Consider the following 13,678-nt stretch of genomic DNA (forward strand, 5'->3'; position numbering starts at 1 on the left):
CACGCCTTCGAGCCTAACCGGCCGCCCCGAGGGCCCAGCGGGCGACCGCCTCGTAGCGGGGCTGCTCCCCCGGCACCCCCGACCTCGGCAGGTTGCTGCGGACCAGGACCAGCTCGTCCACCGTCCACGTACGGCTCGTGAAGGTCTTCAGGGCCTCCAGATACGGCCGTACGGCGATGTCCTCCCGGCTGCGGGCCACCGTCAGGTGGGCCTTGTAACGGCGGTGCTCCCCCATCGGTACGCCCGCCTTACGCGCCGCCGACTCCGCCCGGTCCGCCAGCAGACCCAGGGCCGGCAGGTCGCCCTCCGCGCCCGCCCAGAGCGCGCGGCCGTGCCCGAACTGGCCACCGCCGCGCAGCGCCAGCGGGAACGGCGGCGTACGGTGCGCCGCACGCCCCAGCCTCGCCGACAGGTCCGGTACGAGGTCGTCGTCGACCTCGCCGTAGAACGCGAGGGTGAAGTGCCAGCCGGGGCGGCCGGTCCAGCGCAGGTCGTCCGCGCCGGGCAGTTTCCTCAACTGGGCGATCTCGGCGGCGAGTTCGCGGTTCACTTCCTCGGGGGGCAGCACGGCGGCGAAGAGTCTCATGGACGTCACCCTTCCAGGGAACGGTCACCTAAGCGGCTCCGGAGCCGCTTAGTCTGCCTCCATGGAGATCATCATCAGAGATGGCGGCCCCGACGACATCCCCGTGATACTCAGCATGCTCGACAGCTGCGTGGAGTGGCTCGTCGAGCAGGGGCGCCCCGGCCAGTGGGGGACGAAGCCTCTGTCGGAGAGCCCGAATACCGTGGAGTCGGTCGCCCGGTACATGGACGAGGGCGATGTGTACATCGCCGAGGCCGACGGCGTGCCGGCCGCCACCCTCACCCTCACCGACTCGGCCGGCGCCTACCTGTCCCACCTCGCGCCGCCCGGCGAGCCCGAGCGCTACATCCACTGGCTCGCCTCCGACCGCCGCTTCAAGGGCCACGGCCTGGGCAGCGCCCTGCTCGCGCACGCCGCCGAGGAGACGAGGCGGGCGGGGGTGTCCCTGTTGCGGGTCGACTGCTACGCCGGCGACGACGGCAAGCTGGTGCGTTACTACGAGAGCCAGGGCTTCACCCGTACCGAGGCCTTCACGGGCAGGGACGGGTGGCCGGGACAGGTGCTGGCCCGGAGGGTGTAGTCCGCCTCCGGGCCCCTGCCTTTCTCACGCCACCGTCGCCAGCTGCTCGTCCCGCTCCTCCCGCTGCTCGCGCGGAACGAAGCGGACGTGCGGATGGCCGCCGTTCCAGCCGACCGACAGCCTTAGGTTGCCGACGCGGGCCAGGATCAGGCCGATCACCGCGGCGGCGATGGCGGCTACGGCGCCGCCTGCGGCGAGGCCCACCCGGGCGCCGTAGGTGTCGGTGATCCAGCCGACGATCGGGGCGCCGACCGGCGAGCCGCCCAGGAAGACCATCATGTACAGGGCCATGACACGGCCGCGCATGGCCGGCTCGGTGGTCATCTGGATGCTGGTGTTCGTGGTGACGTTGACCGTCATGCCGAAGAGGCCGAGCGGGATCATGAGCAGGGCGAACAGCCACAGCGTCGGCGTCATGGCCGCCAGGATCTCCAGCGCGCCGAAGGCGATCGCGGCCGCGATCAGCAGCCGTAGCCGGGCGGTGCCGCGCCGCGCGGCGAGCAGGGCGCCGGCCACGGAGCCGACCGCCATCAGCGTGTTGAACATGCTGTAGGCGCCCGCGCCCGCGTGGAACACGTCGTCCGCGAAGGCCGAGAGGTAGACGGGGAAGTTGAAGGCGAAGGTGCCGACGAACCCGACCAGGACGATCGGCCAGATCAGCTCGGGCCGGCCGGTGACGTAGCGGACGCCCTCCCGCAACTGCCCCTTCCCGCGCGGTGCCCGCTCCACGGCGTGCAGGTCACGCGAGCGCATCAGCAGCAGGCCGGTGAGGGGCGCGACGAAGGACAGGCCGTTGAAGAGGAACGCCCAGCCCGTGCCCACGCCGGTGATCATCAGGCCGGCGACGGCGGGGCCGACCAGGCGGGCGGACTGGAAGTTGGCCGAGTTCAGGCTGACCGCGTTCTGCAGCTGGCCGGGGCCGACCAGTTCCGAGACGAAGGACTGGCGGGCCGGGTTGTCGACGACGGTCGCGAGGCCTACGGCGAAGGCGGCGACGTAGACGTGCCAGACCTGGACCTGGCCGGTGAGGGTCAGCACGGCGAGGGCGATCGCGGTGAGGGCCATCGCGGACTGCGTGACGAGCAGCGTGGGGCGCTTGCGCAGGCGGTCGACCAGGACACCGCCGTAGAGGCCGAAGAGCAGCATCGGCAGGAACTGCAGAGCCGTCGTTATGCCGACGGCGGCCGAGGAGCCGGTGAGGCTGAGAACGAGCCAGTCCTGGGCGATGCGCTGCATCCAGGTGCCGATGTTGGAGACGACCTGGCCCATGAAGAACAGGCGGTAGTTCCTGACCTTCAGGGAGCTGAACATCGACGACTTGCAGGGGGTGTCGGGAGCGGTCTGGGAATCGTGGTGGGTAGGTGCGGGGGCGGAGTCTGCTCCGGATCCCGTACTCAAAAGGGCTCGCCTCCTCGTCGCTGCTTACAGGTGTGCCAGCTTCTCCAGCACCGGGGCGGCGGCGCGCAGCTTCGCCCACTCGTCCTCGTCGAGGCCGTCGACCAGGGTGGCCAGGAAGGCGTTGCGCTTACGGCGGCTCTCCTCGAGCATCGCCTCGGCCTGCTCGGTCTTCGTGACGACCTTCTGGCGCCGGTCCTCGGGGTGCGGCTCCAGGCGGACCAGCCCCTTGGCCTCGAGCAGCGCCACGATGCGGGTCATCGAGGGCGGCTGGACGTGCTCCTTGCGGGCGAGCTCGCCCGGGGTGGCCCTGCCGTAGGTGGACAGGGTGCCGAGCACCGACATCTCGGTGGGGCTCAGCGACTCGTCGACCCGCTGGTGCTTGAGCCGACGGGACAACCGCATCACGGCGGAGCGAAGGGAGTTCACGGCGGCAGCGTCGTCGCCATGTGTAAGGTCCGGCATCTCTTTAGGGTAACTCATTACTCTCGCTAAACAAGCTGGCGCGCACAGGGATTCCCGTGACACTGACCACGAAAACCTGATCATCACCCATACGAGTGAGACGGTGGCGGAAAGTGAACGCCACCCGGCACACGACCGCGACCCTCGTGTCCATGGGGACCAGCGTGCTGAGCTTGCGGATAGACGGGGAGCTGCTCGAGCGGCTCCGGCACCACGCGGCGAAAAGGGGAATGAGCGTCCAGGACTATGTGGTCCGCACGCTCGTCCGTGACGACTTCGACGAGCGGTTCCAGGCCGCCGTGGACGAGACGGAGAAGTTCTACGGGGTCACGTGACCCACGTTGTACGAGGTCACGTGTACGAGGTCACGTGACCCTCGGGATCACATGCTCCTCGGGATCACATGCTCCTCGGGATCACACGCTCCTCGGGATCACGTGAGACCGAGCGCCGGCATCAGGTAGTAGAAGGCGAACACGGCGGACACGACGTACATCGCGGCGGGAATCTCCTTGCCGCGCCCGGCCGCCAGGCGCAGCACCACGAAGGTGATGAAGCCCATGCCGATGCCGTTGGTGATCGAGTAGGTGAACGGCATCATCACCATCGTCACGAAGGCCGGGATGGCGATCGTGTGGTCGGCCCAGTCGATCTCCTTGACGGACCCGGCCATGATCAGGAAGCCGACGGCGAGCAGAGCCGGGGTGGCCGCCTGGGACGGGACCATCGTGGCGACGGGCGTCAGGAACAGCGCCACGGCGAACAGCCCGCCGGTGACGACGTTCGCGAAGCCGGTACGCGCGCCCTCGCCGACGCCGGCCGTGGACTCGACGAAGGCGGTGGTGGCGGAGGAGGAGCCGGCGCCACCGGCGGCGACGGCGAGACCGTCGACGAAGAGGACCTTGTTGATGCCGGGCATCTGGCCCTGCGCGTCGGTCAGCTCGGCCTCGTCGCTGACACCCATGATCGTGCCCATCGCGTCGAAGAAGCACGACAGCAGCACGGTGAAGACGAAGAGGACGCCGGTCAGAAGGCCGACCTTGTCGAAGCCGCCGAAGAGGCTGACGTCGCCGATCAGGCCGAAGTCGGGGGTGGCGACGGGGTTGCCGGGCCACTTGGGAGTGGTGAGCCCCCAGGAGGGGATGTCCGCGACCGCGTTGATCACGACGGCCAGGACGGTCATCGTGACGATCGAGATGAGGATCGCGCCGGAGACCTTGCGGACGATGAGCGCGAGGGTGAGCAGGGCACCCAGGACGAAGACGAGGACCGGCCAGCCGCCCAGATGTCCGTCGCCGCCGAGCTGGAGCGGGACGGTGGTCTGGGCGGCATCCGGGATGCGGGAGACGAAGCCGGAGTCGATGAGGCCGATCAGCATGATGAACAGGCCGATGCCGATGGAGATGGCCTTGCGGAGGTCGTAGGGGACGGCGTTCATGACGCGCTCGCGCAGACCGGTGGCGACGAGCAGCATGACGACGAACCCGGCGAGGACGACCATGCCCATCGCGTCGGGCCAGGACATCCGGGGCGCGAGCTGGAGGGCGACGACCGAGTTCACCCCGAGCCCGGCGGCGAGCGCGATCGGTACGTTGCCGATGACACCCATGAGCAGTGTGGTGAACGCGGCTGTCACGGCCGTCGCCGTCACCAGCTGTCCGTTGTCGAGCTGGTGCCCGTACATGTCCTTCGCGCTGCCCAGGATGATCGGGTTCAGCACGATGATGTAGGCCATCGCGAAGAAGGTGGCGAAACCGCCGCGGATTTCACGGGGCAGGGTGCTGCCTCGTTCGGAGATCTTGAAGAAGCGGTCGAGTGCGCCGTATGCGCGCCTGGCTCCCGGCTGTTCAGGGGCGGGGACCTTGGCGGGGGCCGAGGTGGACATGCTTTTGGCGGTTCCGGTTCCTACGAAGAGAAGCGATCAGACACAAACCGTTTCAGTATGAACGTATAACGTCGAGATCGGCCATCTCCGCGCGTAGACCTGATCGCCTCGTAAGCTGTGCCCCATGGCCAAATGGACCCCGAAGCACGAGGCGCCCGAGCCCCTGGAGGGGCCGGTCGTCGCCACCGTCACCGGCGGCACGATCATCTGGTTCGTCCTCTTCCTGGTCCAGCTCCCCTTCTACGGCTGGTTCGACGACCACGGCCACACCTGGTGGCTGTGGACCTGCCTGGCCGGGGGCGGCCTGGGCCTGATCGGCATCTGGTACGTCCGCAAGCGCGACGCGGCGATCAAGAGGGCGGCGGCCACGGAGGACGCGCCGACTGCCGCTGCCGAGTGACCGGGCGGGCCGTACCGCCGTAACCGCCGCAACCGGAGTAACCGCAGTAGTGGCCGCAACGGCCCATAACCCGCCCCGAGTAGTACCACGGCATCAATTGCCGCCGTGCCCCTCATCCCCAAGTCGGATCTTCCGCCCACTCGGCGGGTGAACCCCCAAATCCGCACGTACCGTCTGGTGCATGACGCACACCGACGCGGGCACCGAACTCGGCCCTGTGCACCCCACCGCGATCCCGACCCCGGTGACCGGCCTCACAGCCGCCGAAGTCGCGGAGCGCGTCGCACGCGGCCAGGTCAACGACGTGCCGGTGCGCAGCAGCCGGTCCACCGTCGACATCATCCGGGCGAACGTCTTCACCCGGTTCAACGCGATCATCGGCGTGCTCTGGGTGATCATGCTGTTCGTCGCGCCGATCCAGGACAGCCTGTTCGGCTTCGTGATCCTGGCCAACACCGGCATAGGGATCATCCAGGAGTGGCGGGCGAAGAAGACCCTGGACTCGCTCGCGGTGATCGGTGAGGCCCGCCCCACCGTGAGACGGGACGGCGTGGCCGCCCAGGTCAGCACCTCCGAGATCGTGCTGGACGACCTCATAGAGATCGGCCCCGGCGACAAGGCGGTCGTCGACGGCGTGTGCGTCGAGGTCGACAACCTGGAGATCGACGAGTCGCTGCTCACCGGCGAAGCGGATCCGGTGGTCAAGCGGCCGGGGGATCAGATCATGTCCGGCAGCTTCGTGGTGGCCGGCGGCGGCGCCTTCCAGGCGACCAAGGTCGGCCGCGAGGCCTACGCCGCCCAGCTCGCCGAGGAGGCATCCCGCTTCACGCTCGTCCACTCCGAGCTGCGCTCCGGCATCTCCACGATCCTCAAGTACGTCACCTGGATGATGGTCCCGACCGCGATCGGCCTGATCATCAGCCAACTGGTCGTCAAGGACAACGACCTCAAGGACTCCATCGCCCGCACGGTCGGCGGCATCGTGCCCATGGTCCCCGAGGGCCTGGTCCTGCTCACCTCCGTCGCCTTCGCGATCGGCGTGATCCGTCTCGGCCGGAAACAGTGCCTGGTCCAGGAGCTCCCCGCCATCGAGGGCCTGGCCCGCGTCGACACCGTCTGCCTCGACAAGACCGGCACCCTCACCGAGGGCGGCATGGACGTCACCGAGCTGCGCCCGCTGGGCGGCAGCGACGAGACGTACGTACGCAAGGTGCTGGGCGCCCTCGGCGAATCGGATCCCCGCCCGAACGCCTCCCTCCAGGCGATCATCGACGCCTACCCGGACGCGGAGGACTGGCGCTGCACCGAATCCCTCCCCTTCTCCTCCGCCCGCAAGTACAGCGGCGCCTCCTTCAGCGAGGGCAACGGGGAAGCCAGCACCTGGCTCCTGGGCGCCCCCGACGTCCTCCTCCCCGACGACGACCCCGCCCTCACCGAGACCGAGCGGCTCAACGAACAGGGGCTGCGGGTGCTGCTGCTGGCCGGCGCCGTCCGCGACCTCGACGATCCCGAGGTCGCGAAGGGCGCCCGGCCCACCGCCCTCGTCGTACTGGAACAGCGGCTGCGGCCGGACGCCGCCGACACCCTGCGCTACTTCGCCGAGCAGAACGTCGACGCCAAGGTCATCTCCGGGGACAACGCGGTGTCGGTGGGCGCGGTGGCTTCGAAGCTGGGGCTGACCGGAACCACGATCGACGCACGCCGGCTCCCCACCGACAAGGAGGGGATGGCCACGGCCCTCGACGAGGGCACGGTCTTCGGACGGGTCACCCCGCAGCAGAAGCGGGACATGGTGGGGGCGCTGCAGTCCCACGGCCACACGGTGGCGATGACCGGCGACGGCGTGAACGACGTCCTCGCCCTCAAGGACGCCGACATCGGCGTGTCGATGGGCTCTGGGTCGGAAGCCACCCGGGCGGTCGCGCAGATCGTGCTGCTCGACAACAGCTTCGCCACGCTCCCCTCCGTGGTCGCGGAGGGCCGCCGGGTCATCGGCAACATCACCCGAGTCGCCACGCTCTTCCTCGTCAAGACCGTCTACTCGGTGCTGCTGGCCATCCTGGTGGTGTGCTGGCAGGTGGAGTACCCCTTTCTCCCCCGCCACCTGACCCTGCTCTCCACCCTGACCATCGGCGTCCCGGCCTTCTTCCTCGCCCTCGCGCCCAACAAGGAACGCGCGAAACCGAACTTCGTACGGCGGGTCATGCGGTACTCGATCCCCGGCGGGGTCGTGGCGGCGACGGCGACCTTCACGACGTATCTGATCGCCCGCAACCACTACGCCGGCAGCGGCGCGCTGGACGCGGAGACCAGCGCGGCGACGCTGACACTCTTCCTGATCTCGATGTGGGTGCTGGCGATCATCGCCCGCCCCTACACCTGGTGGCGGATCGCGCTGGTGGCGGCGATGGGCGCCGGGTTCCTGCTGGTGCTGGTGGTGCCGTGGCTGCAGGAGTTCTTCGCGCTGAAGCTGGTCGGGGTGACGATGCCGTGGATCGCGGTCGGCATCGCGGTGGTGGCGGCGGTCGCCCTGGAGGTGCTGTGGAGGTGGGTCGACCGCCGTTTCCCGGCATAAGGTCCGCGAGCGGTTACCTCACGTCGACGTAGTCACCGGTGGCGCTGACCGCCGGGGTCGTGGTCGAGCCCGCGTAGCTGAGGCGCCAGTAGCCGTCGTACTGCGCGGTGGCGGTGGCCTTCACGTTGCCGTACGAGTCGGAGTAGACGGTCTTGATCGTGGTGTAGGTACTGGTACCCGCCTTGCGGAACTGCAGCTTGACCGGCTGGTTGGTGTAGCCGTGGTACTGGTGGTCCTCCCAGTTGGCGCGGGACAGCTTGCCCGTGGTCGTGATGGTCCTGCCCTTGTAGACGGGCTCGGGGCCGGCGTTGGCGGTCAGCTTGGAGTAGCGCTGCACGAGCGTGCTGCCGAGGTCGCCCTGGTCCTTGTAGCCGACCTTGCTCAGGTCGAGGCTGCCACTGGAGGGGTCCTGGCCGTTGAAGTCGGTCGCCTCGGCGGCGGCCTTCCAGGTGCCGGCGTACGCGTTCTTCAGGTCGCCGTCGGCCGGGTGGATGTCGATCGAGCCGGTGCAGGTGGCGGTGGTCGACGAGGTGGCGGTGCAGGTGGCGAAGTCGTCGTCGTAGAGCTCGGGGGTACTGTCGTCGCCGAAGGTGCCGCGGTAGAGGAACGGGTCGGTGTAGAAGTCGTCCGAGGTGATGTCGACGTCGGAACCGTGGGTCAGCGTGTAAGTCACCTTGGTGGAGACCACGTTGGTGGTACCGACCTTGATCGCCGTGGCGATCTTGAAGTTCGAGAAGCTGACGTCCAGCGTGTACGGGGTGCCGGAGTCGGCGGCCTGCGCGGCCGGGGCGGCGAGGGTGGAGAGGGCCAGGGCGCCGGTCAGGACGGAGACGGCGGCCAGGGTGGCTCTTGTGCGCATTGCGTTTCCCCAGGGGGAGAAGTGATCGAGGAGTCTGTTGACTCAGGTGATCAGATCCGCGAGGGGTGGGGTGAGTTGTGGCCAGGCGGCCGGATTTGGCCTGTGCATAGGCAATGTTTGGCGTGCGTATGACGCAAGCCGAACGCCGGCCTCGGGAGATCCCGGGGCCGGCGCCGAGTACCGCTGACTACCTCACGTGATTACCGCACGCGATTACCGAGCGCGATTACTTCACGTCGACGTAGTCACCCGCGGCGTTGACCGGCGCGGTGCTCGTGATGCCCGCGTAGCTGAAGCGGTGGTAACCGTCGACGGACGCCGTGACGGTGGTCTTCAGGGCGCCGCCCGTGGTGGACTTGATGCCCTTCACGCTCGTGTAGGTGGTGGTGCCCGCCTTGCGGAACTGGAGGCCGACCGACTGGCCGCTGAGGCCGACGTACGTACCGGTCTCCCAGTTGGCGCGCGTCAGCTTGCCGGTGACGGTGATGGTGGCGCCCTTCTTGACCGGCTCCGGGGAGGCGTTGACGGTCAGCTTCGACAGCCTCTGGACCTTGTGGGTCCGGTAGTAGTCGTTCCAGTAGAACTCGCCATCGTTGGCAAAGGCCGCCACGCTGACGTGCCAGGTACCGGCCAGCGCATTGGCGTACAGGTCGCCGACCCCGCCGCCCGTCATACCGGGTGTGGCCGTGATGGTGAGCTTGCAGTTCGACGTCGTGGCGCTGGTGGCCGTGCAGTTGGCCACCTCCTCGTTCGGCGGGAGGTAGCCGTCGACGTCCTCCTCGGCGTCCGTTCCGTGCCACAGGTCGATGTAGGCGTCCTCGATGCCGCTGGGGTGGCTGGCGGTCAGGGACACCGTGATGGTCTTGGCGGCGACGGCGCCGACGACGACGCTCTTGCCGGCGTTCACCTTGACGTTGGAGACGGTGGGCGCGGCGGCGGCCGTGCTGAACGGCGACTTGGCGGACGAGGCGCCGAAACGCTCCGCGGCGCTAGGCCGGTCCAGGCTCACGGCACCCTGCGAGTCGGCCTGCGCGGCCGGGGCGACGAAGGCGGAGAGGGCCAGGGCGCCGGTGACGGCGGCCACGGTGGCACGTATGCGCATGTGTTCCCCACGTGGAAAGGGGCCCCCGCCGCCCGTCGTTGCACACGGCTCGTGGTCACGGCGGGGCCCAAGTGATCGTGGAGCCTGTTGGCTCACGTGATCAGATCCGCGACGGAAAGGAAAGGTTGTACGGTCCGACGCGGATTGTGCGAGAAGTGCGGACACCCCGCGAAGCACCCGTGATGTCAAAGGGACGGAGTGCGCGGAAGGGCCGGGCCCGGAAAACCCGGCACCGGCCCTCGCCCACGAACACACCTACACCTTCGGCCACATGCTCTTGCCGGCCGCCAGTCCGCCCTTGCCATCTCCCGCGTACCAGCGCAGATCGCCGTTGGCCGACACGGCCGCGAGGTCTGCCTTGCCGTCGCCGTTGAAGTCACCGCCGAGCACGGGTCGGTTGCTGGTCCAGCTCTTATCGGGCCAAATCGAACGTGCTTTGTCGAACGTGCCGTCGGCCTTGCCCGGGTACAGGTGCAGTGCTCCGTCGGTCGCGACGGCGGCGATGTCGTCGCGTCCGTCACCGGTGAAGTCGCCGGTGGCAATGTGCTTCTTCTTCCAGGTCTTGTCCGGCCACATCGACTTCTTCTGGTTCACCAGGTTGCCGTCGGCGTCCCGCTTGTAGGTATAGAGAGAGCCGTCGGGCCATTGGAAGAGCAGGGTGTCGCGGCCGGCGGTGCCGGTGCGCAGGGCAGCGACGGGCAGACCGTCCTTCCAGGTGATGTCCGTCCATAGCTTGGACCGCGCCCACACGCCCGGAGCCCAGGCGTGCCGACTGAGCAGAGTGAGGTCGCCGTCGTCCTCAATAGTGATCAGTTCGGGCCCGCGCACCGCGTCGAAGTCCCCGGCGACGAGCTCCTTCTGATTACTGCGTCCGACGGCGGACAGGAAGGAGCCGAACTCGAGCATGCCGTCGGAGCGGCCGTAGAAGACCTGGGCCGAGTCGTTCGTGAGGCGCACGGCGATGTCCGTACGGCCGTCGCCATTGAAGTCGGCCCCCGTCACGACGTCGGTGATGTGTTTCTGGCGCGTCGTCAGCCGGACCCGCTGTACCCACTCCGCGATGTCATCGACGCGGGTGGCGACGGCCCCGGTGCGCGCCTCGTCGGAGTTGAAGCACCCCCCACCCCAGGACGCACTGACCACGCCGACGACCCTGCCGTCGGCGTCGAGCACCGGACCGCCAGCGTCTCCCTTACACAGGGCGCCGGTCGAGGTGGGCGAGATCGCGAGGGTCGTGGGATTCACGAGGTCCACACCGAAGGAGCCGGTGTGGGCACGCTCCGGGACCCACTCGGTCTTGGTACGGCCGTACCCGATCGCCCTGAGCTGGTCGCCCTGATCCGGCGCGGCGCCCGTGAGCTGAGCGGCGGAGACGTCGAACGGCCCGTCCAAAGGGTCAGTGACGGTGGTCGGATCGTCGAGGCGCGCCATCACCAGATCGCGGCCCGGATACGGCACGAGCTCGTGGACCTTCTGCGTCCGCTCTGCCGACAACGCGGGCTTGTTTCCGTCGGCGGTCACCAAGGTGGGGAAGGAAGGCGCGCCCCGGGAGAGTGTGACTCCCCGTTGGGGTTCGGCAGCGAAACAACTGGCGGCGGTGAGCACCCACTGGGCGTCGACGAGGGTGCCGGAGCAGGCACGCTCGTCTGCCGTTCCAGTGCCGATGTGCAGCTTTACCGCGAACTGGTCCGTACCGTCTACGACTTGATCACCGACGACGGACTGAGCCGGGGACGCGGCCACCAGGCCGGCCGCGAGACCGGCCGTCGCGAGACCGGCGGCCCACACCATGCGCGCCCTGCGCGGACGAGCGTCTGTCACGTTTTCCTCGCATCACAGAGTCTTGTTCTCCGCGCGTGCGGAAGAACGGAGGGGAAGCCGTGCGTCACAAGGCGCACGGAACATGGGTGGTTCAGCGGATCAACCGGTGACGCGAAGTTCGACGAGTACCGACCTGGCGCCCCCGACAGTTCCTTCACCGACGGACACCCACCCGCCCTGGGCAACGTCGACCGACGTGGTCTGGCCATTGGCCGTGAGGTCGGCACGTACCGGATGGTCCGCGGCCTCCACGGCGAAGACCCTGGGAAGTTCCAGCGTGAGCCAGCCGCTCTTGCCGAGGGCCTTGAAGCAGTAGGTCCCCGCGCGGCCTTCGGCGGGGTCCTCAACGGTCAGCACCCGGATCTGCTGAGCGGCCTGATCGCACTCGGCCAGCAGGATGCGCCCGTCGCCCTTCTTCAGCTTGATTCCCTTTGTGGCCAGGATTTTGTCAGCTCCCGGGTAGCCGTAGTCCTCGACCGCGATGGGCGGTGCCGCGGACGTGGGCGGCTGGGCCGGATCGTCGGCGGAAGCGACGGAGACGCCTGCCAGAGCGACAAGGGAACCCACAATTCCGGATATGGCTAAGCTCCGGGCACGGAAAGGCACCGAAAAATCCCTTCAAGCGAGATACATATGAACTCTGAATGGCCGTCAATGCATCTGAATACCACCCGCTACGGAAAAAGCGAGCACAAAGGCGGGACACACCGTAGACACAGGCCCACTCGGAGGTCAACACATATTCTTCACGCCACGACCGAAAACAGCCCTGGTCAACTGCCTGCAAAGAAAGGTTAATCGGGCATTTCGCCGAACCGTTCGCCTGCCGCTAGCTTCTCCCGATGGGCCGAATATCTGATTCTCCGGCGGAGTCGCAGCGGTTATGCTCGCTCTCCCTATTCGGCGACACGCTTGGGGGCGTCGCCGATTACCGAGACAGGTGCCCAGTGAGTCGAAGAACTGACCAGCTCGATAACGCCGGGAAAACGAAACGCTTGATACGCAGAACAGCACTGAGTCTGCTGCCATTAGCCCTAGCCGTCGGCCTACTGGGCTCGCCGCCCGCCGCGGCTGCCGGGAGCGCCCGGGACAGCGTCCGGGTCGCCGCTCAGGCGGAGGTCACCCCCGCCGAGCGCGGCCTGGTCGTGGACTACTGGAAAGAGGGCGGCCCCGGCCTCAAGGCGGCCGCCGAGGCGGCGCTGACCGGCAGCGACGCCGACGTACAGGCGTTCCTCTCGGCCGCGGACGGCCTGGCCTTCCAGGACGAGCGGGTGACCGCTGCCCAACTCGCCTCCGTCGGTGGCCCGGAACTGCTGACCGCAGCGCGCACGGCTTTGGCCGGAAACCGTGAGGCACTGCGCGACTTCCTGGACGACGGCTGGGAAGAGCCGATGGCGCAGGACAATCGGATCCGCCTGGCTCAGATCATCGACACCAGTGGGCCCAACGTTCAGGACGCCGGACGGGCCGCGCTGAAGGGCACACCCGACGACGTCAGGAAGTTCCTCGTCGAGGGCCAGTACGTCCAGCGTGAGCAGGACGAGCGGGTACAGCTCGTCCAGATCATCAGCGTAGGCGGCACCAATGTGCGGGCGGCCGGGCGCATCGCGCTGAGCGGCAGCGCCGCGGACATCCGGGAGTTCTTGGAGGTCGGCCAGTTCGTCGCCCGCGCCAAGGACCAGGAGCACGCCACCGTCGCCGAGCTCGCCCAGCAGGCGAAGGAAGCGGGCCGGCAGGCCGCCAAGGAAACCGCGGCCGCCAAGACCGAGTCCGCCAAGGCGGTGCAGGCCTCGCAGCTCGCCAAGGAGGCGGCGTTGGAGGCCGAGTCCGAGGCCAAGGCCGCCAAGAACGACACGGACAAAGCCGCGCGGGCCGCCAAGCGGGCCGCGACCGCTGCCTCCCAGGCCGCCGCCTCCGCGCAACGGGCGATCGACGCGGCGAGTGCCGCGAACAACTCGGCACGCGTGGCCGCCAACGCGGCGGCGCAGGCGGCCGCCGCAGCGGCCGGAG

General features: G+C 68.5%; 13 protein-coding genes. 5 read left to right on the top strand and 8 right to left on the bottom strand.

The features are described from left to right. Positions 1-13 precede the first annotated feature (13 nt). Positions 14-586, bottom strand: a complete 573-nt coding sequence (gene thpR, locus CLM62_RS24525) for an RNA 2',3'-cyclic phosphodiesterase (RefSeq protein WP_095752057.1) — start codon at positions 584-586, stop codon at positions 14-16. Between the two features lie 61 nt (positions 587-647). On the opposite strand from thpR, the gene CLM62_RS24530 reads away from it, so the two are divergent. Further along, the gene (locus tag CLM62_RS24530) at positions 648-1,166 is read left to right on the top strand and encodes a GNAT family N-acetyltransferase (RefSeq protein ID WP_095752058.1); all 519 of its coding nucleotides are present in this window, start codon (positions 648-650) and stop codon (positions 1,164-1,166) included. 24 nt (positions 1,167-1,190) lie between these two features. On the opposite strand, the gene CLM62_RS24535 is transcribed toward CLM62_RS24530, so the two are convergent. Next, positions 1,191-2,564 carry an MFS transporter gene (locus CLM62_RS24535; protein WP_095752059.1) on the bottom strand — a complete coding sequence of 458 codons (1,374 nt, stop codon included), beginning with the start codon at positions 2,562-2,564 and terminating at the stop codon, positions 1,191-1,193. A gap of 24 nt (positions 2,565-2,588) precedes the next feature. Then, a complete protein-coding gene (locus CLM62_RS24540) occupies positions 2,589-3,026 on the bottom strand; it encodes a MarR family winged helix-turn-helix transcriptional regulator (RefSeq protein ID WP_095752060.1) in 438 nt (145 codons plus the stop codon). 152 nt (positions 3,027-3,178) lie between these two features. Between CLM62_RS24540 and CLM62_RS24545 the strand changes: the two genes are divergently transcribed. After that, positions 3,179-3,361 carry a ribbon-helix-helix protein, CopG family gene (locus CLM62_RS24545; protein ID WP_095752075.1) on the top strand — a complete coding sequence of 61 codons (183 nt, stop codon included), beginning with the start codon at positions 3,179-3,181 and terminating at the stop codon, positions 3,359-3,361. Positions 3,362-3,459: 98 nt separating this feature from the next. On the opposite strand, the gene CLM62_RS24550 is transcribed toward CLM62_RS24545, so the two are convergent. Then, on the bottom strand, positions 3,460-4,911 hold the full coding sequence (locus CLM62_RS24550; RefSeq protein WP_095752061.1) for an NCS2 family permease: 1,452 nt from the start codon (positions 4,909-4,911) through the stop codon (positions 3,460-3,462). 124 nt (positions 4,912-5,035) lie between these two features. On the opposite strand from CLM62_RS24550, the gene CLM62_RS24555 reads away from it, so the two are divergent. Next, positions 5,036-5,311 carry a DUF2530 domain-containing protein gene (locus CLM62_RS24555; RefSeq protein WP_095752062.1) on the top strand — a complete coding sequence of 92 codons (276 nt, stop codon included), beginning with the start codon at positions 5,036-5,038 and terminating at the stop codon, positions 5,309-5,311. Between the two features lie 181 nt (positions 5,312-5,492). Further along, on the top strand, positions 5,493-7,886 hold the full coding sequence (locus CLM62_RS24560; protein ID WP_095752063.1) for an HAD-IC family P-type ATPase: 2,394 nt from the start codon (positions 5,493-5,495) through the stop codon (positions 7,884-7,886). Positions 7,887-7,899: 13 nt separating this feature from the next. On the opposite strand, the gene CLM62_RS24565 is transcribed toward CLM62_RS24560, so the two are convergent. From CLM62_RS24565 to CLM62_RS24580, 4 genes are all read right to left on the bottom strand, one after another. Next, positions 7,900-8,745 (bottom strand): hypothetical protein, encoded by an 846-nt coding sequence (locus CLM62_RS24565; RefSeq protein ID WP_095752064.1) that lies wholly within the window; start codon positions 8,743-8,745, stop codon positions 7,900-7,902. A 226-nt stretch (positions 8,746-8,971) separates the two neighbouring features. Then, the gene (locus CLM62_RS24570) at positions 8,972-9,847 is read right to left on the bottom strand and encodes a calcium-binding protein (protein ID WP_095752065.1); all 876 of its coding nucleotides are present in this window, start codon (positions 9,845-9,847) and stop codon (positions 8,972-8,974) included. Positions 9,848-10,102: 255 nt separating this feature from the next. Beyond that, on the bottom strand, positions 10,103-11,668 hold the full coding sequence (locus CLM62_RS24575; protein ID WP_143659137.1) for a trypsin-like serine protease: 1,566 nt from the start codon (positions 11,666-11,668) through the stop codon (positions 10,103-10,105). A 99-nt stretch (positions 11,669-11,767) separates the two neighbouring features. After that, positions 11,768-12,235: a hypothetical protein gene (locus tag CLM62_RS24580; RefSeq protein ID WP_257004066.1), complete on the bottom strand. Its 468-nt coding sequence runs from the start codon at positions 12,233-12,235 to the stop codon at positions 11,768-11,770. Between the two features lie 578 nt (positions 12,236-12,813). Here CLM62_RS24580 and CLM62_RS24585 point away from each other — a divergent pair. Beyond that, the coding region (locus CLM62_RS24585) for an ALF repeat-containing protein (RefSeq protein ID WP_257004067.1) at positions 12,814-13,678 on the top strand (865 nt) is incomplete at its 3' end.

Origin of the sequence: Streptomyces sp. SA15 (assembly GCF_002291145.1) — a bacterium.
Taxonomy (GTDB): Bacteria; Actinomycetota; Actinomycetes; order Streptomycetales; family Streptomycetaceae; genus Streptomyces.

Coding starts and splice junctions, on each gene's coding strand:
- thpR (WP_095752057.1), bottom strand. CDS start 586: ATGAGACTCTTCGCCGCCGTGCTGCCCCCCGAGGAAGTGAACCGCGAA.
- CLM62_RS24540 (WP_095752060.1), bottom strand. CDS start 3,026: ATGCCGGACCTTACACATGGCGACGACGCTGCCGCCGTGAACTCCCTT.
- CLM62_RS24570 (WP_095752065.1), bottom strand. CDS start 9,847: ATGCGCATACGTGCCACCGTGGCCGCCGTCACCGGCGCCCTGGCCCTC.
- CLM62_RS24565 (WP_095752064.1), bottom strand. CDS start 8,745: ATGCGCACAAGAGCCACCCTGGCCGCCGTCTCCGTCCTGACCGGCGCC.
- CLM62_RS24550 (WP_095752061.1), bottom strand. CDS start 4,911: ATGTCCACCTCGGCCCCCGCCAAGGTCCCCGCCCCTGAACAGCCGGGA.
- CLM62_RS24560 (WP_095752063.1), top strand. CDS start 5,493: ATGACGCACACCGACGCGGGCACCGAACTCGGCCCTGTGCACCCCACC.
- CLM62_RS24545 (WP_095752075.1), top strand. CDS start 3,179: ATGGGGACCAGCGTGCTGAGCTTGCGGATAGACGGGGAGCTGCTCGAG.
- CLM62_RS24555 (WP_095752062.1), top strand. CDS start 5,036: ATGGCCAAATGGACCCCGAAGCACGAGGCGCCCGAGCCCCTGGAGGGG.
- CLM62_RS24530 (WP_095752058.1), top strand. CDS start 648: ATGGAGATCATCATCAGAGATGGCGGCCCCGACGACATCCCCGTGATA.